Annotated in this window: 28 protein-coding genes and 1 pseudogene; 8 read left to right on the plus strand and 21 right to left on the minus strand. The window is 65.4% G+C overall.

Features of this window, described 5'->3' with window-relative positions:
* Positions 1-11 precede the first annotated feature (11 nt).
* Genes ACOOGG_RS05865 through ACOOGG_RS05875 form a run of 3 tightly spaced genes read right to left on the minus strand, consistent with a single transcriptional unit; the run spans position 12 to position 3695 of the window.
* Positions 12-2333, minus strand: a complete 2322-nt coding sequence (locus ACOOGG_RS05865) for a xanthine dehydrogenase family protein molybdopterin-binding subunit (RefSeq protein ID WP_420433238.1) — start codon at positions 2331-2333, stop codon at positions 12-14.
* Positions 2330-2818: a (2Fe-2S)-binding protein gene (locus ACOOGG_RS05870; protein WP_420433240.1), complete on the minus strand. Its 489-nt coding sequence runs from the start codon at positions 2816-2818 to the stop codon at positions 2330-2332. The genes ACOOGG_RS05865 and ACOOGG_RS05870 overlap by 4 nt, the downstream gene beginning before the upstream one ends.
* Entirely contained in the window at positions 2811-3695 is an 885-nt protein-coding gene (locus ACOOGG_RS05875) for an FAD binding domain-containing protein (protein WP_420433242.1), read from the minus strand. The genes ACOOGG_RS05870 and ACOOGG_RS05875 overlap by 8 nt, the downstream gene beginning before the upstream one ends.
* Before the next feature lie 163 nt (positions 3696-3858).
* Between ACOOGG_RS05875 and ACOOGG_RS05880 the strand changes: the two genes are divergently transcribed.
* The gene (locus ACOOGG_RS05880; RefSeq protein ID WP_420433244.1) at positions 3859-4701 is read left to right on the plus strand and encodes a class I SAM-dependent methyltransferase; all 843 of its coding nucleotides are present in this window, start codon (positions 3859-3861) and stop codon (positions 4699-4701) included.
* On the opposite strand, the gene ACOOGG_RS05885 is transcribed toward ACOOGG_RS05880, so the two are convergent.
* The 3 genes from ACOOGG_RS05885 to ACOOGG_RS05895 are packed head-to-tail and all read right to left on the minus strand — an operon-like array spanning position 4698 to position 6666.
* A complete protein-coding gene (locus tag ACOOGG_RS05885; RefSeq protein WP_420433246.1) occupies positions 4698-5966 on the minus strand; it encodes an MFS transporter in 1269 nt (422 codons plus the stop codon). The two genes, ACOOGG_RS05880 and ACOOGG_RS05885, sit on opposite strands and share 4 nt — an antisense overlap.
* A 56-nt stretch (positions 5967-6022) precedes the next feature.
* Positions 6023-6424, minus strand: coding sequence for a type II toxin-antitoxin system VapC family toxin (locus ACOOGG_RS05890; protein WP_420433248.1), 402 nt, complete (start codon positions 6422-6424; stop codon positions 6023-6025).
* The gene (locus tag ACOOGG_RS05895) at positions 6424-6666 is read right to left on the minus strand and encodes a type II toxin-antitoxin system Phd/YefM family antitoxin (protein WP_420433250.1); all 243 of its coding nucleotides are present in this window, start codon (positions 6664-6666) and stop codon (positions 6424-6426) included. The genes ACOOGG_RS05890 and ACOOGG_RS05895 overlap by 1 nt, the downstream gene beginning before the upstream one ends.
* Before the next feature lie 174 nt (positions 6667-6840).
* Between ACOOGG_RS05895 and ACOOGG_RS05900 the strand changes: the two genes are divergently transcribed.
* Positions 6841-7227: a hypothetical protein gene (locus tag ACOOGG_RS05900; protein ID WP_420433252.1), complete on the plus strand. Its 387-nt coding sequence runs from the start codon at positions 6841-6843 to the stop codon at positions 7225-7227.
* Between the two features lie 143 nt (positions 7228-7370).
* Positions 7371-9386: a bifunctional metallophosphatase/5'-nucleotidase gene (locus ACOOGG_RS05905; RefSeq protein WP_420433254.1), complete on the plus strand. Its 2016-nt coding sequence runs from the start codon at positions 7371-7373 to the stop codon at positions 9384-9386.
* Between the two features lie 55 nt (positions 9387-9441).
* On the opposite strand, the gene ACOOGG_RS05910 is transcribed toward ACOOGG_RS05905, so the two are convergent.
* The 3 genes from ACOOGG_RS05910 to ACOOGG_RS05920 form a co-directional block, all read right to left on the minus strand.
* Positions 9442-10191 (minus strand): nucleotidyl transferase AbiEii/AbiGii toxin family protein, encoded by a 750-nt coding sequence (locus tag ACOOGG_RS05910; protein WP_420433256.1) that lies wholly within the window; start codon positions 10189-10191, stop codon positions 9442-9444.
* Positions 10184-11179 carry a transposase gene (locus ACOOGG_RS05915; protein WP_420433258.1) on the minus strand — a complete coding sequence of 332 codons (996 nt, stop codon included), beginning with the start codon at positions 11177-11179 and terminating at the stop codon, positions 10184-10186. The genes ACOOGG_RS05910 and ACOOGG_RS05915 overlap by 8 nt, the downstream gene beginning before the upstream one ends.
* Positions 11180-11359: 180 nt before the next feature.
* The gene (locus tag ACOOGG_RS05920) at positions 11360-12631 is read right to left on the minus strand and encodes an ATP-binding protein (RefSeq protein ID WP_420433260.1); all 1272 of its coding nucleotides are present in this window, start codon (positions 12629-12631) and stop codon (positions 11360-11362) included.
* Between the two features lie 253 nt (positions 12632-12884).
* On the opposite strand from ACOOGG_RS05920, the gene ACOOGG_RS05925 reads away from it, so the two are divergent.
* The 3 genes and pseudogenes from ACOOGG_RS05925 to ACOOGG_RS05935 all read left to right on the plus strand — a co-directional run.
* Positions 12885-13118 (plus strand): ribbon-helix-helix domain-containing protein, encoded by a 234-nt coding sequence (locus tag ACOOGG_RS05925; protein ID WP_420433262.1) that lies wholly within the window; start codon positions 12885-12887, stop codon positions 13116-13118.
* Positions 13115-13495 (plus strand): hypothetical protein, encoded by a 381-nt coding sequence (locus tag ACOOGG_RS05930; RefSeq protein ID WP_420433264.1) that lies wholly within the window; start codon positions 13115-13117, stop codon positions 13493-13495. Before ACOOGG_RS05925 ends, ACOOGG_RS05930 begins: the two co-directional genes overlap by 4 nt.
* Positions 13496-13968: 473 nt before the next feature.
* Positions 13969-14157 (plus strand): annotated as a pseudogene (locus ACOOGG_RS05935) (HNH endonuclease); the annotation flags it as partial.
* Positions 14158-14169: 12 nt separating this feature from the next.
* Here ACOOGG_RS05935 and ACOOGG_RS05940 read toward each other — a convergent pair.
* From ACOOGG_RS05940 to ACOOGG_RS05965, 6 genes are all read right to left on the minus strand, one after another.
* A complete protein-coding gene (locus ACOOGG_RS05940) occupies positions 14170-14478 on the minus strand; it encodes a type II toxin-antitoxin system PemK/MazF family toxin (RefSeq protein WP_420433266.1) in 309 nt (102 codons plus the stop codon).
* Entirely contained in the window at positions 14475-15143 is a 669-nt protein-coding gene (locus ACOOGG_RS05945) for a hypothetical protein (RefSeq protein ID WP_420433268.1), read from the minus strand. The genes ACOOGG_RS05940 and ACOOGG_RS05945 overlap by 4 nt, the downstream gene beginning before the upstream one ends.
* Before the next feature lie 70 nt (positions 15144-15213).
* Entirely contained in the window at positions 15214-16440 is a 1227-nt protein-coding gene (locus ACOOGG_RS05950; RefSeq protein WP_420433270.1) for a potassium channel family protein, read from the minus strand.
* A 32-nt stretch (positions 16441-16472) separates the two neighbouring features.
* On the minus strand, positions 16473-17726 hold the full coding sequence (locus tag ACOOGG_RS05955) for a magnesium transporter (RefSeq protein WP_420433272.1): 1254 nt from the start codon (positions 17724-17726) through the stop codon (positions 16473-16475).
* A gap of 138 nt (positions 17727-17864) precedes the next feature.
* A complete protein-coding gene (locus ACOOGG_RS05960) occupies positions 17865-18794 on the minus strand; it encodes an NAD(P)H-dependent flavin oxidoreductase (RefSeq protein ID WP_420433274.1) in 930 nt (309 codons plus the stop codon).
* Between the two features lie 72 nt (positions 18795-18866).
* Positions 18867-20012, minus strand: a complete 1146-nt coding sequence (locus ACOOGG_RS05965; RefSeq protein ID WP_420433276.1) for a hypothetical protein — start codon at positions 20010-20012, stop codon at positions 18867-18869.
* Between the two features lie 125 nt (positions 20013-20137).
* Between ACOOGG_RS05965 and ACOOGG_RS05970 the strand changes: the two genes are divergently transcribed.
* Positions 20138-21529, plus strand: a complete 1392-nt coding sequence (locus ACOOGG_RS05970; protein ID WP_420433278.1) for an aromatic ring-hydroxylating oxygenase subunit alpha — start codon at positions 20138-20140, stop codon at positions 21527-21529.
* Here the strand turns inward: ACOOGG_RS05970 and ACOOGG_RS05975 are convergent.
* The 4 genes from ACOOGG_RS05975 to infC are packed head-to-tail and all read right to left on the minus strand — an operon-like array spanning position 21526 to position 23545.
* On the minus strand, positions 21526-22278 hold the full coding sequence (locus ACOOGG_RS05975) for a TrmH family RNA methyltransferase (RefSeq protein WP_420433396.1): 753 nt from the start codon (positions 22276-22278) through the stop codon (positions 21526-21528). The genes ACOOGG_RS05970 and ACOOGG_RS05975 overlap by 4 nt on opposite strands.
* 2 nt (positions 22279-22280) lie before the next feature.
* Positions 22281-22700, minus strand: a complete 420-nt coding sequence (rplT, locus tag ACOOGG_RS05980) for a 50S ribosomal protein L20 (RefSeq protein WP_420433280.1) — start codon at positions 22698-22700, stop codon at positions 22281-22283.
* Between the two features lie 37 nt (positions 22701-22737).
* Positions 22738-22932: a 50S ribosomal protein L35 gene (rpmI, locus tag ACOOGG_RS05985; RefSeq protein ID WP_420433282.1), complete on the minus strand. Its 195-nt coding sequence runs from the start codon at positions 22930-22932 to the stop codon at positions 22738-22740.
* A 1-nt stretch (position 22933) separates the two neighbouring features.
* Positions 22934-23545 (minus strand): translation initiation factor IF-3, encoded by a 612-nt coding sequence (gene infC / locus ACOOGG_RS05990; RefSeq protein WP_420433398.1) that lies wholly within the window; start codon positions 23543-23545, stop codon positions 22934-22936.
* A gap of 163 nt (positions 23546-23708) precedes the next feature.
* Between infC and ACOOGG_RS05995 the strand changes: the two genes are divergently transcribed.
* On the plus strand, positions 23709-24155 hold the full coding sequence (locus ACOOGG_RS05995; protein WP_420433284.1) for a DUF1844 domain-containing protein: 447 nt from the start codon (positions 23709-23711) through the stop codon (positions 24153-24155).
* On the opposite strand, the gene ACOOGG_RS06000 is transcribed toward ACOOGG_RS05995, so the two are convergent.
* Entirely contained in the window at positions 24118-24339 is a 222-nt protein-coding gene (locus tag ACOOGG_RS06000; RefSeq protein WP_420433286.1) for a cold-shock protein, read from the minus strand. The genes ACOOGG_RS05995 and ACOOGG_RS06000 overlap by 38 nt on opposite strands.
* 23 nt (positions 24340-24362) lie before the next feature.
* Positions 24363-25238 (minus strand): ATP phosphoribosyltransferase, encoded by an 876-nt coding sequence (hisG, locus tag ACOOGG_RS06005; protein ID WP_420433288.1) that lies wholly within the window; start codon positions 25236-25238, stop codon positions 24363-24365.
* Between the last annotated feature and the right edge of the window lie 16 nt (positions 25239-25254).

Consider the following 25254-nt stretch of genomic DNA (forward strand, 5'->3'; position numbering starts at 1 on the left):
GATTGACACTCCTAACTGTTTGAGGACGAGGCGATCAGACTCAGGACTGTGTTGGGATCGAGGGGCTGACGGTTGGGGTACACCCCGAAGGGGGCTAGGGCGTCGGCCACCGCGTTGAACACTGCTGGTGGCGCCCCTATGGCACCGCCCTCTCCGGTTCCCTTGTGCCCTCCGGGGGTGTCGGAGGGCACCACTACGTGACCAGTCTCCAACTCGGGCACCTCGGCGGCGGTGGGCACCAGGTAGTCGAGGAAGGTGGACGCCAGCGGATTGCCGCTTTCGTCGTACACCGCGTGCTCATAGAGCACGCCGCCGATGCCCTGCGCCACTCCCCCGGCGATCTGCCCGTCGACCACCATCGGGTTTATCAGCACCCCGCAGTCCTCGCTCACCACGTAGCGCAAAAGGGTGACCTTGCCGGTGCCCGGGTCGAGCTCGCAGGTGCAGATGTGGCAGGCGTTGGAGTGGGTGGAGGGCGGGGCCTTGTAGCGGGCGGTGTGCTCAAGGCCGGCCTCGGTGCCGGGAGGAAGCGCATCTGAGTTCTGATAGGCGGTGGCCGCCACTTGGGCCATGGTCATCGAGGCTGCCGGCGTGCCCTTGACCGAGATCACTCCGTCGGCCACCTCTAAGTCGTCGGTGGAGGCCTCCATGAGGTGGGCGGCGATGGCCACCACCTTGTCTCGCACGCCCGATGCTGCCGCCCGGGCCGCGCTGCCGGCGATGACCGCCGAGCGGCTGCCCCCGGTGCCGAACCCGTAGCCGGAGCCGTGGCCTTGATGCAGGGTGACGTCTTCGGGCCGCACTCCGAGCTCGTCGGCCACCAGCTGCGCGATGGTGGTCTCCAGGCTCTGGCCGTGCGAGCCGGTGCCCATGAACATGTTGACATGGCCGTCTACCTCCACCCGCAACATGGCCGACTCTGTGCCCAGCGGCCCCATGCCCATCGACGTGGGCTCTATGTATAGCGCCATGCCCAAGCCCAGGTAACGGCCCTGCTCTCGGCCCGCGGCCTGTTCGGCTCGGAACTCGTCATAGCCGATCATCTCGGCGGCCTGCTCCAGGGTCTGCTCTGGGGAGATGGTGGTCTCAAAGAACAGTCCGGTGGACACCTGATAGGGAAGGTCTTCGGGCTTCAGCACATTGCGGCGGCGCAGCTCGAGGGGGTCCATGCCGATATCCCGGGCCACCCGGTCGATCATCTGCTCCCTCGCCACGCTCTCCATCTGCCACGGGCCCCGGTAGGCCCCCCGGCCGCAGGTGTTGGTGTACACCGTGCGGGCCCGCCAACTCACCGGTCCCATCCGGTAGGGGCCGGGATACAGCATGGTGGCCATGGCTCCGGGAGTGGCCGGGCCGCCTAGCGGGTAGGCGCCGTCGTCTTCGAGCTGGTCCAAGTCGGCGGCCAGGAAGCTGCCATCCTCCCCCACTGCCATCTTCACGGTCATCTGCTCGATGCGGGCATGGTTGGAGGCCAGCAGGTTCTCCCGCCGGTCTTCGATCCACTTAACCGGGCTGCCCAGCAGCTTGGCCACCACCAGAACCGCCATGTCCTCGCGGCCCAGGAACATCTTCTGGCCGAAGCCGCCGCCCACGTCGCCGAAGTGGACCACCATCTTGTGCTCGCCGATACCCAGCACCCGGGCCCCGACCAGCTGCAACTCGTGGGGGCTCTGGGTGGAGGACCACACCTCCATCACCCCGGCGTGGGGCTGCCAGGAGGCCACGATGCCCCGGGTCTCCATGGGCACGTTGGTCTGGCGGTGCTGGTGCCAGGTCTCGGTGATGGTGTGGGCGGCGTTTTCGAAGGCCTCTTCGGTGGCGGGATTGGGCACGGGCAAGTCGTGGGCCAGGTTGCCGCCGAGTTCGGGGTGGACGTGGTGCTCGGATTCGGCCGCGGTCTCGTAGTCCACCACCGGGTCGAGTGGCTCGAACTCGACTTCGACCAAGTCGAGGGCGTCTTCGGCGATGTAGCGGTTCTCGGCCACCACCATCACATAGGGGTCGCCCACGAAGCGCACGTCGCCGGCGGCCAGCATGTTGGCCGGGGGTGAGGGTGACTCGGGCGGGTGCAGCGACGCCCGCAGCGAGTCGTTGTAGGAGTTCAGGTGGGCGCCGGTGTACACGGCGTGGACCCCGTCGAGCGCTTCGGCCGCGGAGGTGTCGAGGCGGGTGATGGCAGCCCGGGCCAAGTCGCTGCGACCGAAGGCCGCGTGGAGCATGCCGGGCAGCACGATGTCGTCCACATACCGGCCGTGGCCGGTGACCAGGCGGGGATCCTCCAGCCGCTTGACCGACTGGCCCACGTAGCGGGCAGCGGCGGCTCCCTGAGTCATGATTCATTTCCCTTCATGACAGCGGCGGCTTGGCGGGTGGCGGCCACGATTCCCTGGTATCCGGTGCAGCGGCACAGATTGCCGGAGATGCCGTGGCGGATCTCATCGTCGGACGGATCGGGGTTGGCCTCCAAGAAGGCGGCCACCGATATCACGAAGCCGGGGGTGCAGAATCCGCACTGGAGGCCGTGGCAGTCGCGGAACGCCTCTTGCACCGGGTGGAGCGTCTCGTCGTCGGGGGCGAGCCCCTCCACGGTGGTGATGTCAGCGCCATCGGCCTGCACGGCGAACAGCAGGCAGGAGCGCACCGCCTCGCCGTCCATCAGCACGGTGCATGAGCCGCATACCCCATGTTCGCAGCCCAGATGCACGCCGGTGCAATGGGCCTGCTCCCGGAGGAAGTCGGCCAGCGTCAACCGGGGCTCGCCCAGTCCTCGGCTGGTACGACCGTTGACCGTCATCGAGAGGGGAATCTGATCAGCCATTGGCGGCCTCCGTGGTCACCTGCGCCAGCGCGTCGGCCAGAACCCGGCCCACCAAGGTGGACCCGGCCTGGCGGCGGTATTCGACGCTGGCGTGGACATCACCGATGGGGTCCATGTCGTCGGCCGCTAGGCGCCCGATCTCTGCGGGATCGGCTTCGGCAGCGGTCAGCCCCATCAGCGCCGCTTCCACCGACGTGGCCCGCAGCGGGATGGGCCCGACGCCCAGCATGCCCACCGCGGCCCGGTTGATGCGTCCCGCCGAGTCGGTGCCGATGCCCACCGCGGCGCCGGCCAGGGCGAAGTCGCCGCTGCGCCGGGCGATCTCGTCGAAGGCGAAGGCGGCCGGCTGGTCCCAGGCCGCAAAGCGCAGGGCCACCAGCAGCTCGTCGGGGGCCACCGCGGTGATGAACGTGGACTCGAAGAACTCGGCGGCCGGCACCTCCCGGATGCCCGTTGCCGACGCGATCTCAGCCACCCCGTCGAGGGCCAGCATCACCGCGGGGTACTCCGAGGCCGGGTCGGCGTGGGCTATGGAGCCCCCGATGGTGCCCCGGTTTCGGATCTGGAAGTGGCCGATGTGGGGGGTGGCCAGGTGCAACAGCGGCACCCGTTCGGCCACCGCGGCGTCGGTTTCCACGGCGGCCTGGCGGGTCATGGCGCCGATGCGGACCCCGCCGTTGTCGGTCGACACGCCGAACAGCTCGTCCACCCGGTTCAGGTCCACGATGTGCTCGAAGCGGGTCAGGCGCATGGCCAGCAGGGGCACCAGGCTCTGGCCGCCGGCCAGGGGCTTGGCGTCGTCTCCGTGCTCGGCCAACAGCCCAACCACGTCGGCCACCGTCTCGGGAGCGTGGTATTCAAATGGAGCAGGTTTCACCGCCGAGGACTGTAGCCCGACTCGCCAAGGGTGTGGCAGGTGTAGCCGTATCGAGTGCCTGCAAGCCAGCAGCGGGTGTAGCCGTATCGAGTGCCTGCAAGCCAGCAGCGCGTGTAGCCGTATGGAGTGCCTGTACACCAAATGCTTCTGGCAGACTTGGGCTGTGACCGACGTGGCCGAGGAACTCCGCAGCTATTGGAACGACCGGGGACCGGTGTGGGTCGAGTATCGGGAGCGCCTGGACGCCATGCTGGCCCCCCTTGGCGAGGCCGCCATCGCCCGACTGCATCCCGACCCCGGCGAGCATGTGCTGGACATCGGCTGCGGCACCGGCACCACCAGCCTGGAGCTGGCCCGCCTGGTGGGTTCCAGCGGCCATGTGGCCGGGGTGGACGTGTCGGCCCCCATGCTCGATGAGGCCCGCCGCCGGGCCGCGGGCGCCGGTTTGGACAACACCTCGTTCGTGGTGGCCGATGCGGGGGCCCACCAGTTCGAGCCCGGCCACTTCGACGGCGCCTACTCGCGGATGGGGATCATGTTCTTCGCGGAGCCGGTGGCCGGGTTCACCAACCTGAGGCGGGCGCTTCGGCCCGGCGGGCGGTTGAGCTTCGTCTGCTGGCGCTCGCCGGGCGAGAACTCATGGGTTACCGAGCCGGGGCAGGCGGTGGCCGAGGTGCTGGGCCCGCCGGCGTCGGTGGATCCCGATGCCCCCGGGCCGTTCTCTTTGGCCTCGGCCGAGAGAATCAGCTCGACTCTCACCGAGGCCGGGCTGGTGGACATCGACATCATCCCCCACGACCTGCCGCTGAGCGTCGGAGACGGCACCACCGACGAGCTGGTCCGGTACTACTTGGATCTTCTGCCCGCCGCGGCCATCCCCGACAACGCCGAGGTACACGTACTCGACCGGGTCAAAGCCGCCTTGGGCGCCATGGTCGAGCGCCGTCGCACCCCCGAAGGCATCACCATGGGCGGCGCCGCCTGGCTAGTCAGCGCCCGGGCCTAACCACTAGCCGCCTGGGCCTGGGCTCTGGCCGCCTCTGTTTGGCGGCGGGCGCTGCGGCCGGCGATAACCGACCACGCCACTACGAGCACGGTGGCTGCGGCCATGTAGCCGTGCATCTCGCGGAGCCCGATCTGGTCGGCGAGGGCGCCGAGGGGGAAGGCGACCAGGCTCTGGGCGCTGAACGCGATCATGACCAGGCTCTGCACCCGGCCGTGGTACACCGGCTCGGCCAACAGCAGCGACATCGACATGTTGGCGGTTTGAAAAGTAGTGGCCGCGCCCCCCAACAAGAAGAGCACCGGCAGCGCCACCAGATGATTGGGAGTCATCGCTAGGACACCGACACCAACCGCCACCGTCGCCAAGCTGAAGACCCGCAGCCGCCAAAGCAGGGCGTTGTCGCGCATACGGGCCACTTGCAGGGCAGTGACGGTGCCGCCCAATGCGTTTGCCCCCTGCAACACCCCCAGCCACAGCGCCCCCACCCCGAACACGCTCTCGGTGAACTTTGGCAAAAACGCCATGTAGGGCATGGCCACCAAGAGCATGAGCGCGGTGGAGATCACCACCACCCGCAGATAGGGCTGTCGGCGGACGTAGTCAACCCCTGCGGCGATCTCTTCAAAGGGACTGGCAGCCTCCCTCTGCTGGGGCTGCGACTTCGGCAGCATCAACACCGGGATCGTGCCCACCGCGGTGAGGCCCGCGCTCAGCAGGTAGACGCCGGCCAATCCGAATCCGGGAGTGTCGGCCAGCAAACCGGCCACAGCCGGGCCAACCGTTTGGGTGCTGGCCACGGTCAGCTGGGTGAGCGAGATGGCGTTGGACAACAGCTCCCGCTCCACCACCTCCCCGGTCATGGCGATGCGGGCCGGCCCCATGAAGGCGAACGACGACCCCTGGATGAGCGCCGCCAACAACAGCATCCAGAACTGCTCTTGGCCCAGCACCACCATGATCCCGAGCCATAGGGCGCTGAGGGACAAGAAGACGTGGGCGCCCACGATCAGGGCCCGGCGGGGGAAGCGGTCGGCGGCCACTCCCCCGAACGGGGTCACGGTGACCATGCCGATGCCGAAGGCCAAAAGCACCAGGGCGAAGCTGGAATTGCTGTCGGTGAGCTGGATGGCCAGCCAGCCCCGGGCCAGGATCTGCATGCCGACCGCGAGAAACGCCACCAAACCCGACCACCACAACAGGGCGTATTCCCGATTGGACAGCGACGCGAACATCCCGGTTGTCGAGGCGGGGGCAGCGTCGCTCACGCTGCGACGGTACTGGCCTTCGGCCCCCGACGCGGCACTTGCCGCCCTGCGTCAGCTCACTCGAACAGCGGAACGCCCTCGGTCGCAGCCGCCTCGTTCAGATGTCGATCCAGGCTGGCCAGTTCACAGCCCTCCCGAATCGCTAGCGCCAGATAGCTGGCATCGTAGGCAGTCAGGCGATGATTCCGGGCCAAGTCCATAACGTCCCGGTCGTCCGGCTCGCCCGGACAGCGAATGGGAAGACGGCGAAGACGGGTCATGGAGGCATCGGCGTAGGCCTCGTCGATGCGTCCCCTTCGCTCTGCTGACAGCAACAAATTGCGCAATTCATCCCAGAACATTCCCGGAACCATTGCCGAGTCTCGCCCGAGACGGTCAAGGGCCCGATCAGCGGCTGCCGCCGCCTCGTCTGGGAGTATCCAGGCCGCTGCGACGGAGGCATCGGGCACAAACGCCATCAGCGCTTGTGCCCTTCATGGCGCCAAGACAGGATCTCCGAGGTAGTCACCGACTGCTGCCTAGACCGTTCCCTACGCATCGTCTCGCGCAGCTCGGTGACCTCTTGCGCTCGGTCGATGCGAGTGACGTGGGCTATCGGCTGGGACCCGCGGCAAATGACCAAGTCCTCCCCAGCCTCCACGTCGGCCAATAGAGCCGAGAGGTGGGTTTTTGCCTCTCCTATCTTCACCAATCGCGTCATGTTCTTGCTGCTCTTCAACTTTTCCTGTATCGAATCGAATTTGCCTACGGGCTCTTGAAGCCAATCGGGCATGGTGCCCGCAAGGGAAGGCTACCAACTTGACCAAGTACTTGGTCAAGTATCTTTCCGACCTCCAAAGCGGCACCGTCGCATGCTCTGTCGTAGCTTCAGGCCATGGCTGACTCCAATACCGCTGAGGAAACCAAGGCCGTGTTGCGGCGGTGGTACGACGAGATGTGGGGGGCGCAGAACCCGGAGCTGGTGCCGGAGTTGGCGGGGCCAGTCTATGTGCGCCACGAGATGGGGGGCACCCGCTCGGTGACCGCCGAGGAGTACCAGCAGCAGGTGGCCGCGCTGTGCAGCCAGGCCGAGTTCACCGACCTGAGATACCGGCTCATCGCCGAGGACGACCACGTGGTGGCCATCGGCTCCTGGAAAGTGGACGGCAACCAGTGGGACTGGGTGCAGGCCTTCAGAGCCGAGAACAACAAGCTGGTGGAGACATGGCTGTCGGGCATCGGCTTCGAGTCGAACTGGGCCCCCGAGGTGATCCGCCCCTGATTGTCCTGGGATGTTCACGCGGGGCTCATGCCCGCGTTGACATGCAGCAATCTCCGCGTGGCAGAGTGTCGCAGGCGTCGACCCGATCAGGTGCCAGCCGGTGAACGCCTCTTGGGAATTCAACAAGTCAAAGGAGCCGGCCGGTGAGAGTTCGACGGATGGTGTGGGCGTTGATCGCGCTGGGACTGGTTACCGCTCTGTTGGGCGCAGTGGCCGCCAACGCCCAAGACGAGGGTGATGGAGCCTCCGACGGCGGTGGCCTGCAACTGGTGATCCTTCACCACAACGACGGCGAGTCGCAGCTTGTGCAGGCATCGTCTGATCTGCCCGACTACGGCGGCGTGGCCCGCTTCGCCTCGCTCGTTCACCAACTGCGATCTCAAGCTGCCGACGACGGCGCCGCGGTCATCACCATCTCCTCGGGCGACAACTTCTTGAGCGGCCCCGAACTGTCGGTAAGCCTGGATGACGACAGCCCGTTCTACGACGCCCTGGCCCTCAACCTGATCGGCTACGACGCATTGACCATCGGCAACCACGAATTCGACTTGGGCCCCGACCTTTTGGCCCGGTTCATCGCAGAGGCCACCACCGCCCCGTTCATAAGCGCCAACCTGGACTTCTCCGGCGAGCCGGCGCTGGCCGCGTTGGTGGATGAGGGCCGGATCGCCTCATCGGCAGTGGTGGAGAAGCAGGGGCGGCGCATCGGCATCATCGGCGCCACCACCCCTGAGCTCACCTACATCTCCAGCCCCCGCAACGTGGAGGTGATGTCGAATGTGGCCGAGATCGTGCAGGCCGAGATCGACCACCTCACCGGCGACGGGGTGGACATCATCGTGTTGTCCACCCACTTGCAGGCCCTGAGCAGCGAGACCGACCTGGCCGCCCAGCTCACCGGGGTTGACGCCATCGTGGCCGGCGGCAGCGGTGCGCTGCTGGCCGATGAAAACACCGTGCTTCTGCCCGGCGACGACGACCCCTACGGCCCCTACCCGCTCGCCGCGTCCCTGTCCGACGGGACCAGCGTGCCGATCGTGACCACGCCGGGCGACTACACCTACGTGGGCCAGTTGATCCTGAGCATCGACGCCGACGGCAACGTGACCGCCATCGACGAGTCCAGCGGACTGCGCCGAGTGGCGGGCGGCGATGAGCCCGATGCGGTGGAGCCCCACCCTGACGTTGTGGCCCAGGTGACTGAGCCGGTGGCCGCTGCGCTCGAAGAGCTGGCTGCCTCCCCGGTAGGCACCACCGAGGTGCCCCTGGACGGACGGCGCTCGCCGGGCATCCGCACCCACGAGACCAACCAGGGCAACCTGCTGGCCGACGCTCTGCTGTGGAACGCTAAGCGGCTGGCCGCTGACTTCGACGTGCCCGAGCCCGCCGTGGCCATCCAAAACGGCGGCGGGATCCGCAACGACTCGGTGATCCCGGTCGGGCCGGTGAGCGAGCTGGAGACCTTCAACATCTCCCCGTTCGGCAACTTCGTGACCGTGATCGAAGACGTGTCGCCCGCCCAGATGAAGGTGATTTTCGAGAACGCCGTGTCCAGAGTGGAAAGCTCCAGCGGCCGCTTCGCCCAGATCGCGGGCATGACCCTGGTGTACGACCCCGCCGGCACCCCCCAAGAGATCGGTGAAGACGACACCGTAACCACCGAGGGCACCCGGGTGCGCTCCATCACCCTCGATGACGGCACCGCGCTGGTGAGCGACGGCGCCGTGGTGGACGGAGCACCTTCGATCGCCCTGGCCACCCTCAACTTCCTGGCCAACGGCGGCGACCAGTACCTGTTCGGCGACGGCACCCGCACCCACCTGGGCCTCACCGACCAGCAATCGCTGGCCGCCTACATCAAAGACGGCCTCAACGGCACCATCGGCTCCGCCCAATATCCAGAGGGAGGCGAAGGCCGAATCACCACCGCCATGGATGACGAGATGGACGACGACATGGCCGACGACATGGCCGACGAAATGGATGATGGCATGGCCGATGACATGGACGAAACGGCCGGCGAAGAGCTCCCCGCCACCGGCATCGAGAGCCACCTGCTCTTCATCATCGCCGCCGCCATAATCGTCGCCGGACTCATGCTCGCCAGCCTGACCCGCCACCAACACCCCACCCGCCGCCACAAGCGACTATCCCTCTAGACAACCCCTAGAGGATCCGCCATTTGGTGTCTCGAAAGGGGTTGAGCGAACTGCCCTAGCCCCTATCCTGCCCTGACGCGGGCTTGGGCCTGCCAGGCGGGTCCGGATCGGACTCTGATGGACTGCCGATAATCTCGTGGTGGAGATAGCGGTGCAGTTCTTGTGCTCTGCCTCTGAGGTAGTTGAGTACGCCATCGTCATCGCCGAAGACTCGATCTGGTTGAAGCGGACCGGGGTCTTCCAGTAATTCGACAATTCTCATGATGTCGCGACTGGCAGTCGTAGTGCCGTACCGGCGCATATGGAACAAGATGCCGTCTTCGAGCGAATAGGGGGATAGCTCATCTATGGCCTTGATGTCTATGTAGTCGCGGAGCTTCGGCCGATACAGGATGACGTCTAGCTTGGCTGCCAGCAGGTCAGGCAGCGACCCCACTCTCATGCCAGTCACAAGGATCGGGGCCCTCAAAACGGTCAAATGCCCCACCTCTGGTCGGGGCTGCGGCCGGAAAACCTGAACGGCAACACCGTCAATCCGGGCATCGAGAACATCCGCCCCCGCGCTGAGAGTTTCGACCCTCTTGCCCGGTGCGATCTGGACGAGCTTGCCTACGAGGGTCTCGCCGGAAAAGGGCTCGAAAGTCATGTAATCCAAGTCGAATGAGGTCCTATGGCTCAGATGTATCGTCAGCGCCGTCCCCCCCATAATCGACCCTTCGATCCCTTGGACGGCCTGCGCCAGTACCGGCCACACCTCGATCATTTCCGCCGGGAGCACGTCGCGGTAATCGCCGATCTCAGGCACGGCCGCTCCTGGTCTCGATGGCGGCGTCAATACACGCGGCGAGACGACCCGTGTCGTACCCACGCATTTGCCGGCACTTTGACAGGGCACTCACCGGAAGCGCCTTGAGCGCCCACTGCCTCGCGGCCCGGTCGGGACCGTCGAGCAACACCCCGGCCACGTAGTCGGCGTGCTCAGGGAGCTTGAGCTCACCAGCTTCGGAGCCAGACCAGAACACCCACCAGAACTCCGGCGGAACCCGAACAGGACACTCCCCGTGCTCGCTGGTTGGCCATCTCGGCAGATGGGCCAACGCCGTGACGCATTCCTCGGTCAAGGTCAGGAACCACAGATCGACGTCGAGAGATTTGTACCCCCAGGGGATGCTGGCTGTCTCCTTTTGGGCGTACTCGTCCTCTGCAAGGCGACCCAGGCATCTATGGGCGTGCCTCTTGGAGATTCGCGCCGCATCAGCCACCTCTTCAGCCCGAACGCCCCGAGGCCTGTCGCGCAGCACCGCCAAACACGCCCGTTCGGCTGGAGTCAGATCGACGGTCGGATCGTCCTCGGCGGCGAGGTAGCCAGGCAGCCGGGACCGCCTCGCGTGAGAGGGATCGGGGTCTTGGACCAGCAGTGCCCGAAGGCGATCTTCCCCAAGGGGTTGCCTCGTCGCCTCCAAGGCATCCAGCACCCGGCCAGCCGTGGCCGACGACACTCCGAGCATTCGGGCCAGACCAGAGCGCCGGCCTTCCCAGCGCAATGCCGCGGCAACCCACCGGCCAGCCCCGATCCTCGATCCGTGCATCGCCGTTCCGGAGGTAACGGTGAAGTCGCTGCGGCACCCGCGACACCGCCATCTCAAGGGCGGCACCCCCGACCTCACAGCTACTTCGCCAGATCCGCAATCAGGACACCGGGGACCGTCCGGCCAGCGCAAACCGGCTATCTGCCGCTCAGCAACGAGATCGTCGAACACCTCCCCATCAAGCAGCGACACCGGCCCCGTCACCCACCCAGAATAACGTAATGGGGTTCCAACTTCAAAAATGTCCGGCATCGACACCTACACGGCGACATGCAGCCCCAATGGGCCTTAGGGCTCGCGTAGATAGGTGGGAAGCTCACCCGACACCTTCGGTGCGTTGCGCGAGCCCTGGAGGTCTAAGGGCCTCACCTGAGGCCGCAGCGGTCAGGGCGCCAGCGCGGTGATGGGAAGAACGGTCGTGCCGTCGGGGCGGTCGTAGCCGTAGCCGGTTGCGGTGATGATGAGAAGTTTGGAAGGTGCCCCCACCTTCTCGATGTTCACTTTTTGTTTGAGCCTGAGCAGGGAGCTGGCGGCCTCTTCAATCCATTCCTCGCCGCCGAGCTTGGCCTCAACGGCCATCCACCGACCATCACGGGTCTCAACGATCACATCAGCCTCGAGCCTGTCACTGTCGTGGTAGTGGTAGACGTTGGCATCGTTGCGCTGCCCATAGATGCGAAGGTCGCGCACCACCAGTGATTCGAACAGGAACCCGAGGGTTTTCAGATCCCCTAGCAGCCGGTCTGGCGTTGCACCGGTGGCCGCGGCGGCCAATGAGGGATCTACAAAGTGTCGCTTGGGAGAGCTGAGAAGCGTCGCCCGAGACCGAAGATGGGTAGACCAATGAGGCAAGTCCTCCACGATGAACAGACGTTCCAATGAGCGGACGTACTCTGTGGCCGTCGTGCGGTTGAGGCCCCGCTCGCCCGAGGCCTCTCTGGCCAATTTCGTGAATGAGGCCATGGTGGCGATATTCCGGCTGACGGAGGCTATGAGCCGTTCAATCCCGGTGGGATCGCGTACCACGCCGTCGACTGAGGAAATATCGGTGCGGCATATCTCGCCGAGGTAGTTGCGAAGCAGGAGCTGGGCCTGCACGACCGGTTTGTTGAGGTGCCGAGGCCATCCGCCACGGCAGATCGCTTCGACCACGTCCTCAAATGAAGCCTCGGGGCGATGGACTGCTAACCCATCCCCGTCGAGCAGCGACTTGAGCGAGGCCTCACCGGTGCTCTCGCCCGTTTCGAGGAGAGACATCGGGCGCATTCGCACCCGACCGATCCGGCCAGCCCCAGAATGCCTGGTGATTTCGTCGACGGGCACCGCAGAGCCGGTGAGCAGAAATCGGCCGGTGCGCTGCCCTTCATCACAAGCGTGGCGAACTTGGTTCCAAACATCGCCGGCGAGCTGCCACTCGTCCAACAGGCGCGGCTCCTGACCGGCCAGGACGACGCCCGGGGTCATCGCGACAGATCTCCGGGCGTTGAGGTCTTGGTCGAACAGAACCTCGCTTTTGGCAAAGTTGCGCCCGCTCCACGTCTTGCCGCAGCCCTTCGCCCCATCGATGACGACAGCCGGCATGGCCGCGAGCGTCTCAGCAATTGCCTCGTCGCTGACTCGTGGGATGTAGCCCTCAGGCGTAAGCGTTGCAGTCATATCGATACCCAGCAGGTGTCGGCATTAGTCCTCAGCCTACACTTTCTGGATTTCTCAACCTACAGATTCTAGACTTCTCAGCCTACACTTTCTGGCCTATTCAGCCTACAGATTCTGATTTGAGCGGGTCTGCTGCCAAAACCTCCGGCTCAGGAGGCATGGACAGCGCCCCGATGCACTCGTCCCAAGCAGCCTCCGCCTACTGGCGATTTAGGCGTCAACCGCACAATACACTTGTGCTACACTTTTGCAGGTGAGCACCACAACCACAGTCCGTCTCAGTGACCAGGAGCGAGAGCTGCTTGCTGAGCTTGCCGATGAGTACGGCGGCCAATCGAATGCGATCCGAAAAGGCATCCACCTCCTAGCCCAACAGAAGCACCGGCGCGAAGCCCTCCGCGAGTTCTTGGACGAGTGGGCTGAAGAAACAGGAGCGCCGGACCCCAAAGACGTCGCCGAGATGCGCCGCCGCTACTTCCCTAAGTGATCCTCGACGCGGGATTTCTCATAGCAGTCGACCGCGGTGAATTCACCGCCCGCTCCTTTCTGGCTGCCGCATTGCAGGAAGGTGCCGTGCTGCGCACGACTGCCCCTGTTGTCGCCCAGGTGTGGCGCGACAAAAGCCGACAAGCCAGGCTCGCCAAGTTCCTCGGAACAGTAGAGGTACACGATTTCACCCTTACCGATGCCCCAGTAGTGGGAGAGCTGCTCCGCCGGTCCCAGACCTCAGACGTGGTCGACGCCCATCTCGTTGCCCTTGCCTTCCGCCTCCTCGACGGCATTCTCACCGCCGACACCCCCGACTTCTCCGCCCTTACCTCCCACCTAGGCCCCAGAGCCCCGCACATCCACCCCTGGCCCTAGAAGGCGGGCGGCCTCGGCGCCTACCCGAGCTGCTCAAGATGACCAGACGCCGGGGCTTCCGGACTGCTGGGCAGCGACAATGCCGGCTTATTGAATGCTCTGCGCGTTGAAGCTGAGACCGGAGTGATTGTGGGGGTCCGGCCAGTTGACCACTTCACTTCCTTTGAACATTGCCTCAATACGCTCTAGCCCATCTTCTCCGATCGGCTGCACACCTTGGCTTTCTCCCTGCCACACGCCAGTTGCAGGATTAAGAACTTTGTAAATGTTGTATGACGTTCGGCAAACATGCTCAAGGTCTGAAGGCCACCCATTGTCTTTGGATACTTAAACCATTTCGGATGAGCAAGCCTCAAGATGCTCTTGGCGTGACCCCTTGAGGTTGGTCCGCCTGACTCCCACAAACCAGGACCAAAAAACAGGACACAGATCAAGCGGACCAAAAAACGGGGTCTGGTCACCATCACGTCGTCGAATGGCAAGACGACGGACCCACCCAACCCGACAACCTGGTACTGGTATGCCACGACTGCCATCAGAAAATCCATCACCGCAACTGGGCCGTCGAAAAACACCCCGACACCGGCCTCCGCTACCTCCGACCCCCCTGGCAAGAACCGCCCAAACCCCAAGGCGAAACCACAACTCCTCTGCGCCTGTAACGCTGGTCTGCGTCAGCACTCAGCTATGGCGTGGAGGGCATCGCACATCTGTTTGCGACCCCCATCGCTGAGCGCTCCTATTTGATGAGTCAGCTGAGACTTCGACACTGAGGCGAGATTGTCGAACGTGGCAACGCTCTCATACCTAAGACCTTGTTGACGGCCGACAGAAATGATGGTCTCAGTTGAACGAATCGTCCTGGTAATAGGGGCCACTACCACCCTGTTCAGATGAGAAATAGCCCAGTTGCGGGATATGACTATCACCGGGCGCGCAACCTCGAAGGGCGGCTCCATGAGCCAGATATCACCCTGCCTCATAAGTTCCCAGTGCTAGCGGGCCTGTCGCGGGGAGGACCGTCGGCAATGGGAATGCCCTCCTCAATGGCCACGCTCTCCGGGACTACATCGCCATCCTCAGTCCAAACCCAATTTTCAATTAGGTCTTCGGGTGGCTGGCGTGCAAACTCGGCGATCTCCTCGTCGATGCGGCGGGACCGTCGTACGGCTTTGTCCAAGCGCTCTACTGCTCGGCGAATTGCCTCGGGGCGAGTGACCCCGACCTCTTCAGCCACCAGGCGGTCGATCGCCTCATTCTGCTCTTTGCTGAACTTAAGCCGGATTCTGGGGGTCGACTCGCTTCGATCCAGGTTGGGGTAGGGGGGGCATTGGCCTATGGGGATTCCCTGCTCTTCGGCTTCCTGTTCCGGAATGCACCGACCGTCCTCAGTCCACACCCACCGCTCACGTCCGGATAGGGCGATCTCTACGGCCATGGCCGGGATCTCCTCGGGTCCTAGCCGTGGTTTATCCCGGTTGGATTCTTCGACCTCCAGTTTGGCCCGCACCTGGCAAATGGCCTCGTCCAGACTCTTTACTGCTCGGCAGATCACCTCAGACCGGGGCTCCCCCACGCCTTCGGCCATCAAGCGGTCGATCGCCTCGATCTGCTTCTTGCTGAACCGCACTAATACCGGTGTTACCACCCGATAAGTATGCCCATAGCGACATCGCATTGGCAAGCGCTTTTTATAGAATTTCCGACTATTTCACTCATCACAACCCCATGGGCTGGAGTTCGTCTTCTAGGCCTTCTTGTTCTCGCACCAGGGTCCAGCCGAAGCGCTCGGCTAGGGCTTCGCGGCCTTCGTCGGGGCCGCTGGCGATGATCTCGTCGCCGGCGTAGAGCACGGCGCTTCCCCGGGGGCGGTACATGTAGCGGCCGGCCCGGCGGACGGCCAGCACGGTGAAGCCGGGCTCGATGTTGAGGGCCAACTGCTTCAGCGAGGCGCCGTCGGCGCCGCTGCCCGACGCCACCGGGAGATCAACTACTACCTCGTCGGAGTCGCCCAAAGCGATCTCCAAGATGGGGTGGACATCTTCACCCTGTTCCACCAGCGAGATCATTTGGCGGGCTTGGTCGCCGATGTCCTCGGCGGCCTGGCCCAGATGCAGCAGCCCCCGCAGCGGGGAGGGGTCGATGTTGTTGGCCGCGGCCCGCAGCACCCACAGCTCAAGCTGGTGGTTCATCTCGTCGAGACGGCCCTCCAACAGCCCCACTTGGGCGGCCAGGCCCCGGTCGTTGAGCACCAGCGCCGAATAGGCCAGCCCCACCGCGGCCTCCGAGAGGTCTTTCATCTCCACCAGCACGTCCACCGCCCGGTCTAGATCGGAGATCCAGGGATCCTCAGGGGCCGTCGGCTCCTCCCACATGGGAGCGGCGGCCAGTTGGTGGAGCCGCATTATGCCGGCGGGCGAGCCCCGCAGAAACAGCACGTCGCCGGGCATCATGAGTTGGTCGCCGCCTACGTCGGTGATCCAGCTTCGGTCCCTGCGGATGGCCATGACCCGCATCCCGGCCACCACTGGCAGCTCCAGGTCGCCGAGGGGGCGGCGCACCATGTGGGATCCCTCGTGTACCACCAGGCGGTGCGATACCTCCTCTGCGCTGGTCATGTCGGCCACCAGCTCCGCGGGGATTCCCAAGCGGCGGGTCACGATCCGGGAGATGTCCACCGCATCGTTGGCAATCCGCTCGATGGCGCTGATCACCTGGAGCACCGACGACATGCCATCGGCCTCTCGGGGATGGCGAACGGCCATGATGCACACCGCCCGCATGCCCTGCACCAACTCGGTCATCTTGACCTCGAGCTCGTCCACCTCGGTGGCCATGTCCGGGTCGCCGAAGTACAGGGCGGCATAGGCGAGGTCCACCATCAGCTCGGAGAGGTCTTTGGCCTCGGCGAGCATGGCCCGAAGGTTGCGGGGTTTATCGTCCATTGTGAACTCCCTTCAAACTAATCACTGGCGATTCACCCTGCCCCTATGGCCTCGATGGCGAACACCAGGGTGAGTGCCCCCACCAGGTCGAGCACTGCGGTTACCGTGGGGATGCCCACCGAGTCGGGGTCGACCCCGAAGCGAACCGCGGCGATGGTCCCGTAGTAGGCCACGGCCACCACCACGACCAGGGCCAGGGCTCCGCCGACCAGGGCGATCCCCACCAGTCGGCCCAGCCCCGGCCCGGCCAGATCCACCACCGATCCAGCCCCCTGGGAGACCAGGGCCAAAAGGGCGAACACCGGCAGCGCCAGCCCCACCGTCAGCGCCACGTCGCTGCGGGCCTGCCGCTGGGGCATCACTGAGGGGCCGATCAAGCCCAGGTGCAGCTTGCTCGACAGCCGATTGGCCAAGATGCCCCCCAGCGCGCCAGCGGTGGCCAGAAATCCGGGTATCAACACCAGCAGCACCGGGCGGTCGGAGAACACGTCGAACCGGTTTTCCACGGTGACCCCGGCCATGAGCGACAAGAGCCCGGCCAGCACCAGCACCGGCATCGACTCCCGCAGCACGGTTCGCAGCAGCGGGGCCTGAGATCGGACGGCGGCCACTAGCGACCCCACGGTGGCGGCGGCAAGCACTGCGGCCACAACCGGGGTGGCCGCGTCGTATCGCACCAGGTGAGACGCCAAGATGAGCGCGGGCAGGGCCAAAACGTCGCCGGCTGCGGTCACCATGGGGGCGGTCACGTTGTCGGGGTCGAGGCCCCAGCGAACCGATGCGGTGGCCATGCCCAGCGTCACCAGCATCACGAAGACCGAGGCCAGCGTGCCTCCCACCAGCGAGATGACCACGTAGTCGGCCACACCGATGGCGTTGTCCACCCCGAGGCTCGATGCCGCCGCCGAGGCCAAAAGGGCCAACACCAGCGACATCACCAGCGTCAGCACCATCGAGGCCCACACGTTTTGGCCCACCACGCTCGATGACCGCAGCGACAGGCGGAACGTGCCGGTGTGGATGGCGGTGCCCAGTCGGCTGCCCAGCGCCCCGAATATCTTCCCCGGCAGGGCGATGGCCGCCGGCACCAACAGCAACAGCCCGGGCAGCTCGGCCAGCCGCTCGTGGCTTTGGCCCAGCACCACGCCGGCTACCACGCTGGTCACCGCAAGAATGCACAACGCCCCCAGCGACTGGCGCACGCCCCGGGGGTCGGGGCCGAGCAGCCACACCCGGGGCAGCCGAAGCGGCGGATGCCGAACGCCGGCGAAGCCGAAGAGCCTCATCGCCTGTCTCGGCGGGGCGACAATTCGGCAACAGATGGCCAAGGGTCGAAGTGGCGGCGGCCAGCGGCCCTGGCCCGACGCGGCGACAATTCTGTGGCAAAAGGAGCACCGCGCCGCATCACCCGGTACCCCGCCCCGCTATCTCGCTGCGGCCTGGCCCAGTTGGCGCAGCCGGGCCTGGCAGTCGCCCCAGGCGTCCCCCAAGATGTCGGCCACCGGGCGCACCTCGTCGATACGGCCCATCACCTGGCCCCCGAAGGGGACGGCCACGTCCATCTGGCCGCCGAAGTACTGGTCCATGAGCCGGTCGAGGCCCGGCATCTGCACCTGGTCGTGGTGCTCCAGCTCGGCGGTGAGCTCGGTGCGAAGCGCCCGCATCCCCGGCCGGCCGAACCGGTTCAACAACACGGTGTCGGTCTCCGCGGCGTCCACCACCGCCTGCTTCCAGTTGTCGTGCACCGGCGATTCGGCCGCCGACAGCATCCGGGTGCCCATCTGCACCCCGTCGGCCCCCAAGGCCAAAGCAGCGGCCATCGACACGCCGTCGCAGATCCCGCCTGCGGCGATGACCGGCACATCCACTGCGGCCACCACCAGCGGGGCCAGCACCATGGTGGACGATCCGTGGGGGTTCTTGAACCCGCCGCCCTCCACCCCCTCCACGATTAGGCCGTCAACCCCGGCGTCCACTGCCTTGAGGGCGCCCCGCAAGGTGGGCACCACATGGAAGACAGTGATCCCGGCGTCTTTCAGCACCGCAGTGAATCGGTTGGGGTCGCCCGCCGAGGTGGTCACAAACCCCACCTCGTGTTCGATCACGAAATCGATGACAGCAGCGTCGGGCACCAGCATCTGGGCGATGTTCACCCCCCAGGGCCGGTCGGTGAGGTCGCGCATCTTGGCGATCTCCACCTTGATGTCGTCAAGCTGGCCCGAGGATGTCTCGATGATGCCCATGGCGCCGGCGTTGGAAACAGCCGAGGCCAACTGGGCCCGGGCGATGTAGCCCATGGGGGCCTGCACCACGGGGATGTCGATGCCCAACAGGTTGGTTATACGGGTTCTCATGACACCAGCCTCATCGCCGCGAGCACGAGCAGAGAAATTCAGGCCCAGCCGATGCGGCCCGACAGGGCGGAGTCACTTTCGCCGCCCCGGTCCGAATCCCCGGCGGCGGAGCTCGCGCAAGAGCGGGGGCAGCGGCCGGCGCAGCGGGCGGTAGAACAGCGGCAGCCGGTGGTAGGGAGAGGGCCGGTCACTGCTCCATTTGCCCGGCGGCGCCGACATGATCGAGGCCAGCCCCACCAGGCAGTTGTCGTAGTTGACCCGCCAGCCGGCGTATTCCCGCCATGCCTGTTCACGGTCGTCCACCACGGGGACCCCGGCACTCTTCAGGGCCTCGTAAGTCTCGAAGAACTCGTGGCGGGTCACCGTGATCGGGGACATCAAGGTGGGGTCGGGGTCGTAGTCGATGGCGAAGAAGTCGGCGATATTGCGCAGCGCCACATAGCCCGACCGGATCATGAACGGCGCAGCGGGCGAATGGGGCACCGCCACCGTCGACAACATGACCGATGCCGTGTCGAGGATGCAGCCCGCGGCAATCACCCACGACCGGTCGGAGCGCACCGACCGGAAGAAGGCCAGCGCCGGGTAGGTCTGGTGGGTCTCCTCGATGTGGATGAACCAGTGCTCCCACTCGGTCCAGGTCTCCCCCATGTTGTCGAGGCCGCCGGTCTCGTGGGCCAAGATGATCATGGCCTCGGGGGTGGGCGGGGTTCCGGCCCGAATCTCCAAGCGGGCCACTGCGGCCTCCCGGGCGCTGAACGCGCTGTGCATGAGAGGCAAGAAGCTGATCAAAAGCGCCACGATGCCCAGGCCGATGAGCGCCTCGACCACCACCAGAACCTGGGTGTACAGGTCGGTGGCCACCCAGTAGCCCAAGGTGGTGAGCGACCAGCCGCTCAGCACCAGGGCCTCCCGGTAGGGGCGCACATCGAGCGCCCAGAACATGAGCGAGAACCCGTAGATGACCCCGGTGGCCCACACCATGGGCAGCAACATGAGCGTGGTGGGGGCGTAACGGGCCAGCAGCGCATCGCGGGCCTCGTAGGATTTGCGGCGCCGGGCGAGCACCGAGAACAACAGCCCCATGCCGACATACACGAAGCGGACCAGCAGGCTTCGCTCGGCCCGGGGAACCACCACCGTCTGGATGGCGACCAACAGCGTGCCCGAGGCGATCAGGGCCCCGACGGCGAACACAATCCCTTCTGCTGGATTCATACGGGATAAAGACTACGGGACCGCTGAAGCCACCTCGGCCAACCCGCCTACGCTCTAGCCAAGGCCATCTCCTAGAGAAGGTCAGATTCCATCCCAACTCTTCTTACACAGTGGAGACACAAGATATGGCGACAATCCAGATCGGCCCTGAGCTCACCAACGACGCTCCGGTGGGAACCGCCATCGGCGCCGTCCCGCCCCGGCGGACTCCGGTGGAAGTGCCCGCCCACCGGTACACCTCCCCAGAGTGGGCTGAGTTGGAGACGGCCCATGTGTGGCCCAAGGCCTGGCAGCTAGCCTGCACGGTCGACCATGTGCCGCAGCCGGGCGACTGGTTCGAATACTCGGTGGGCAACCTGTCGGTGCTCATCGTGCGGGGCGACGACGGGGTGCTGCGGGGGTTCCAGAACGTGTGCCGCCATCGGGGCAATGTGCTGTGCACCGGGTCGGGGTCGGGGCTGACCGAGCTGCGCTGCATCTACCACCGGTGGAGTTGGACGCTGGACGGCAAGCTGCGAGAGGTGCCGTCGCGACGGGGCTTCGGGGCGCTGCGCAACGACGACTATCCGCTGTTCCCGGTGCAGGTGGGCACCTGGGGGCCGCTGGTGTTCGTGAACCTGGATCTCGACGCCGAGCCTCTCGACGAGTACCTGGAGGCCATTCCCGGCTTGCTGGAGTGGGCCCGCCTCGACGAGTACGGCTGCGCCTACGACCTCACCGTGCCGCTGCCATGCAACTGGAAGACCCTGATCGAGGCGTTCAGCGAGACCTACCACGTGCAGGGCATCCACCGGGAGATGCTGCCCAGCTGCGACGACGTCAACTCGGTGAACCGGCTCTACGGCCGACACGGCTCACTGCACCAGCCTTACGGGGTGCCCAGCCCCCGGCTGCGCAACGGCGCCACCGACCAGGAGATTTGGGAGTCGATCATCGTCACCCAGGGCGCCCGCTACGGCCAGGACTCTGAGAACCCGGGGCCGTGTCCGCCGGTTCCTGACGGCGGCAGCGTGCGCGACGTTCTGGAGGAGTTAGTACGCAACCAGACCAGACAAAAGGGCCTCGACCTGGACAGCTTCGACCAGTCGCAGATGCTGGACCTGTTCCAGTTCAACCTGTTCCCCAACATCACGGTGATCGTGATGTGCGACTCCATCACCGTGCTGCGGTCCCGCCCCGGCGACACCCCCGACGACGCTTACATGGACCTGCTGCACCTCGACCGCCGCCCCCCGGGGGCCGAGCGCACCCAGCCCATGCAAGCCACGATCCCCGCCGAGGAAGCAGCCATGAACTTGGTGTTCGACCAGGACCTCTCCAACCTCCAGCGAGCCCAGCGGGGCCTGCACCAGCCCGGCCTCGACCAAATCGTGTTGAGCCGAGAGGAGATGCGCATCATCAACCTCCACTACAACCTCGAAGAGTTCATCGGCATAAACGAGCTCTCCGAAGAGGCCGTGGCCGAGATCGAAGCCCTCAGAGCTCAGCCAGCCGCCATCGGCCCCGTGGTCGGCTAAACCCCAGATTCAGCAAGGGCCCTGGCGCGGCGTTGGCGGGCGACCTCGAAGCATACGATGGCTGCGGCGGCGGCCACGTTGAGGGATTCCACCGACTCGGCCATAGGGATGGACACCCAGCGATCCACGGCGACAGTTTGATCGAGGCCATGGGCCTCGTTGCCCACCACCAGGGTGAGGGGGCCAGTTAGATCGGCTTGGTCGTAGGGGACGCCTCGGCTGGGGTCGGCGCCCACGCGCTCTGCCTTAGGTCCGGCCTCGGCCAGGGGAACTCGAAACAGCGCACCGGCGGAGGCCCGCACAGTCTTGGGGTTCCAGGGATCTACAGATCCAGGGCCGAAGACCACTGCTTGGGCCCCTGCGGCCACCGCCGTGCGCACGATGGTGCCGGCGTTGCCGGGGTCGGCCACTCCGGCCAGCTCAACGGCGAAGTTTCCGTCGGCCACAGGAGCAATCTCGGGAATCCGTGCGGTAGCCATAACCCCCTGGGGGGTGACCACAGAGCCCACCTTGGCCAGCACGCCGTCGCCCACCGTCCAGGTGGGGGCGTCGATGGAGACTCCCATGTCCGCCCACAAGTCGACAACCGGCTCCACGAACACTTCGACGATCTCCAAACCGGCGGCCACCGCCTCGACCAGCAGCTGCGGGCCGTCAATTGCGAACTTTCCGGTTTCTGTGCGCTCTCGGCGGTTGCGGACCAGTCGGCGGAGTTCCGCGACTCGGGGGTTTTTTGAGCTGAGGTTCAGCGCTACCCCACCGGGGCTGCGTCTTGCTCCGCCGCGGAGTCGTCGGCGGCATCAGACCCAGGAGCTTGTTCAGCCGCAGCTTTGGCCACCTCGACCAGTGCGGTGAAGGCCGCAGGATCGTTGACGGCCAGTTCGGCCAAGATCTTGCGGTCGACCTCCACCTCGGCCAGCTTCAGGCCGTTGATGAACCGGCTGTAGGTGGTGGCGTTTTGGCGGCAGGCGGCGTTGATGCGCTGGATCCACAGGCGACGGAACTCGCCTTTGCGGGCCCGGCGATCTCGATAGGCGTATTGGCCGCTGTGCATCAGCTGCTCATTGGCCCCCCGGAACGTGCGGCTCTTGTTGCCGTAATACCCCTTGGCCCGTTTCACCACCGCCCTGCGGCGCTTGCGAGCGGTAACGGCGCGCTTGACTCTAGCCATCGTGTGCTTCTCCTTGAACTCGTGCTCGTGTCTGGCCCTACAAGCCCAACTGGCGCTTCACGGCGGGGGCGTCAGCGGCCGACACCTGGGCCGGACCGCGCAGCTGGCGCTTGCGCTTGGGGGCCTTCTTCTCGAGAATGTGGTTCTTGTAGGCGCTGCGCCGGCGGAGTTTGCCGGTGCCAGTGGTCTTGAACCGCTTGGCTGCGCCTCGGTGGGTTTTCATCTTGGGCATATCAGTTTTCTGCGCTTTGGGGAGCAGTCTCGGTTGCCGCGGCTTCTTCGACCGGTGGACGAGCAGACCGGGCAGCCTGCTTACGGGACTTCCTTGTCGTCACCGGACCAAGCACCATGACCATGTTGCGGCCGTCCAGCCTCGGATAGACCTCGACCTTGGCCACTTCTTCCACCTCAGCCGCGATGTCATCGAGAATGCGCCTCCCCAACTCGGGATGCTGCACCTCGCGGCCGCGGAACATGATCGTGACCTTTACTTTGGAGCCTTCTTCCAAAAACCCCCGCACCTTGCGTGTCTTGGTCTCAAAGTCCCCGGGCCCGATCTTGGGCCGGTACTTCATCTCCTTGACAACGATGTTGGTGCTGTTTCGCCGGGATTCCTTGGCCCGCTGGGCGGCCTCGTACTTGTACTTGCCGTAGTCCATGATCCGGCAAACCGGCGGGTTCGCCTTGTCGGCGACCTCCACCAGGTCCAACCCGGCATCACGGGCCATGTCCAATGCCTCAGGCAGCGGGCGAATGCCTACTTGCTGCCCATCTTGACCAACGAGCCGTACCTCTCGAGCTCTGATCCGGTCGTTGATCCGGGGCTCAGCATCTGCCGAAGCTATGGCCGATCACCGCTCTGCAATGCGCATGTTCCTCTCTCTCGACTATTGGGGTTGGCACGCTGGGAATAATTCCACTCTGCTTGCGTACCTAAGTTGCCGGGTAACAGTATCAGCGTTGGGGGACAATCACGCCAGACGAGGCGAAAAGGAGCCGAAGAAAGAAATGAGCACACTATGGACGCCTGGTGGCGAGGTACCGGTAGACGACGGGCGGGGAGGGTCGGCAACCTCGCCGCAGCAAGGTCCACAAGATCAGGTCGACGACCAGTTGGCCGGGCTGAGCGACGAGGAGCGGGCTCAGGCCGAGGAGCTGGCCCAGCAGCTCGCCGAAGCCAGAGAGCAGATCGCCAACACCCCGGCATCAGTGGTGGTGGGCAACCATGCCATGGGCCTCTATGAGCTGGGGGCCATCCACCTAAGCCAGCAGCCGCCCAACTTGGAAGAGTCCCGATTGGCCATCGACGCCCTCGGGACGCTGGTAGAGGGAATGGAGGGCCGACTCGGCGAGCACGAGGCGACCCTCAAAGAGGCCCTGCATCAGATCCGCATGGCCTTCGTGCAGGTGTCGCGCACTATGGAGGGGACTGCTGAGGAGGACGCTGAGGAGTAACCCCGGCCGCCTCCCATACGCCCCGGTGGCCGGGGGCCAGCCAGAAAGTCACCTTGGTCCCGGTCTCGATGCTGCGGGTGCCGTCAGCGATCGCGGTGCAATGGAACGGGTACTCGGTGCCGCTGTCGGCAGCGATCACTCCCCAGCCGGTGGCGTCGTCGAAGCTCACCACGCGGCCAACCATTGAGTTGCCTCGGGCAGTCAGGTTCAATGGACGATCTTGGCCAGGGGCAGTTCGATGATGTCGCTGGCCCCGGCGTCGCGCAGGTCGGGGATCAAGACGTTGATGTCGGCCTTGGGCACCACCGTCTCCACCGCGTAGCCGTGGCCCCCGAACAGCTCGTTGACAGTGGGCGCCTTCATGGACGGCAGCAGGTCGATCACCTTGTCGAGGCTGGCGGACGGCACGTTCATCTTGACCAGCACCTTGCCCCTGGCCTCCAGCACCCCGCCCAACAAGGTGTGGATCTGCTCCATGGCGTGACGCCGTTCCGGGTCGGCGTAGCTGGCCGGGTTGGCCACCAGCTCTGTGTAGGACGTGAGGATGGTGTGGATGATCTTGAGGCCGGCCGCCCGCAGTGCCCGCCCCGTCTCGGTGATCTCCACCACCGCATCCACGATGTCGGGAGCCTTGGCCTCAGTGGCCCCGTATGACAGGGCGATGTCGGCCTCGATTCCCAACTCCTCGAAGAACTGCTTGGTCAACGAGGGGTACTCGCTGGAGATCTTCACCCCTTGGGGAAGATCCCCGGCCGCCTCCCACGGCGAATCGCCGGGAACCGCCAACACCATCCGGATCGGCCGTGAGGTGTTCTTGGAGTATTGGAGCTTGCCCAGCGACACCACATCGCTGCCCGTCTCCGCCACCCAGTCGCGCCCGGTTATGCCCAAATCAAACAGCCCATCGGCCACATAGCGGGGAATCTCCTGGGGGCGAAGGATGCGGACCTGATCGATGCGGGGGTCGTTGATCGTCCCCTTGTAGGTCACATCCGAGCTGCGATGCACGGGGATGTCGGCGGCGTCGAAGAGCTCTAAGGTCGCCTTTTCCAGCGACCCCTTGGGCAGAACCAATGAGAGCATGCCCCAACGCTACCGG

The organism is Candidatus Poriferisocius sp. (assembly GCF_965214065.1).
Classification (GTDB): Bacteria; Actinomycetota; Acidimicrobiia; order Acidimicrobiales; family Bin134; genus Poriferisocius.

Bases quoted from the DNA above. Each gene is read 5' to 3' on its own strand.
- ACOOGG_RS05920 (WP_420433260.1), bottom strand. From the start codon at position 12,631: ATGACTGCAACGCTTACGCCTGAGGGCTACATCCCACGAGTCAGCGAC.
- ACOOGG_RS05895 (WP_420433250.1), bottom strand. From the start codon at position 6,666: ATGACGCGATTGGTGAAGATAGGAGAGGCAAAAACCCACCTCTCGGCT.
- ACOOGG_RS06000 (WP_420433286.1), bottom strand. From the start codon at position 24,339: ATGGTTGGCCGCGTGGTGAGCTTCGACGACGCCACCGGCTGGGGAGTG.
- ACOOGG_RS05950 (WP_420433270.1), bottom strand. From the start codon at position 16,440: ATGGACGATAAACCCCGCAACCTTCGGGCCATGCTCGCCGAGGCCAAA.
- ACOOGG_RS05995 (WP_420433284.1), top strand. From the start codon at position 23,709: ATGAGCACACTATGGACGCCTGGTGGCGAGGTACCGGTAGACGACGGG.
- ACOOGG_RS05965 (WP_420433276.1), bottom strand. From the start codon at position 20,012: ATGAATCCAGCAGAAGGGATTGTGTTCGCCGTCGGGGCCCTGATCGCC.
- ACOOGG_RS05870 (WP_420433240.1), bottom strand. From the start codon at position 2,818: ATGGCTGATCAGATTCCCCTCTCGATGACGGTCAACGGTCGTACCAGC.
- ACOOGG_RS05900 (WP_420433252.1), top strand. From the start codon at position 6,841: ATGGCTGACTCCAATACCGCTGAGGAAACCAAGGCCGTGTTGCGGCGG.
- ACOOGG_RS05890 (WP_420433248.1), bottom strand. From the start codon at position 6,424: ATGGCGTTTGTGCCCGATGCCTCCGTCGCAGCGGCCTGGATACTCCCA.
- ACOOGG_RS05955 (WP_420433272.1), bottom strand. From the start codon at position 17,726: ATGAGGCTCTTCGGCTTCGCCGGCGTTCGGCATCCGCCGCTTCGGCTG.
- ACOOGG_RS05940 (WP_420433266.1), bottom strand. From the start codon at position 14,478: ATGAGGCAGGGTGATATCTGGCTCATGGAGCCGCCCTTCGAGGTTGCG.
- ACOOGG_RS05960 (WP_420433274.1), bottom strand. From the start codon at position 18,794: ATGAGAACCCGTATAACCAACCTGTTGGGCATCGACATCCCCGTGGTG.
- hisG (WP_420433288.1), bottom strand. From the start codon at position 25,238: ATGCTCTCATTGGTTCTGCCCAAGGGGTCGCTGGAAAAGGCGACCTTA.
- ACOOGG_RS05970 (WP_420433278.1), top strand. From the start codon at position 20,138: ATGGCGACAATCCAGATCGGCCCTGAGCTCACCAACGACGCTCCGGTG.
- rplT (WP_420433280.1), bottom strand. From the start codon at position 22,700: ATGGCTAGAGTCAAGCGCGCCGTTACCGCTCGCAAGCGCCGCAGGGCG.
- rpmI (WP_420433282.1), bottom strand. From the start codon at position 22,932: ATGCCCAAGATGAAAACCCACCGAGGCGCAGCCAAGCGGTTCAAGACC.
- ACOOGG_RS05865 (WP_420433238.1), bottom strand. From the start codon at position 2,333: ATGACTCAGGGAGCCGCCGCTGCCCGCTACGTGGGCCAGTCGGTCAAG.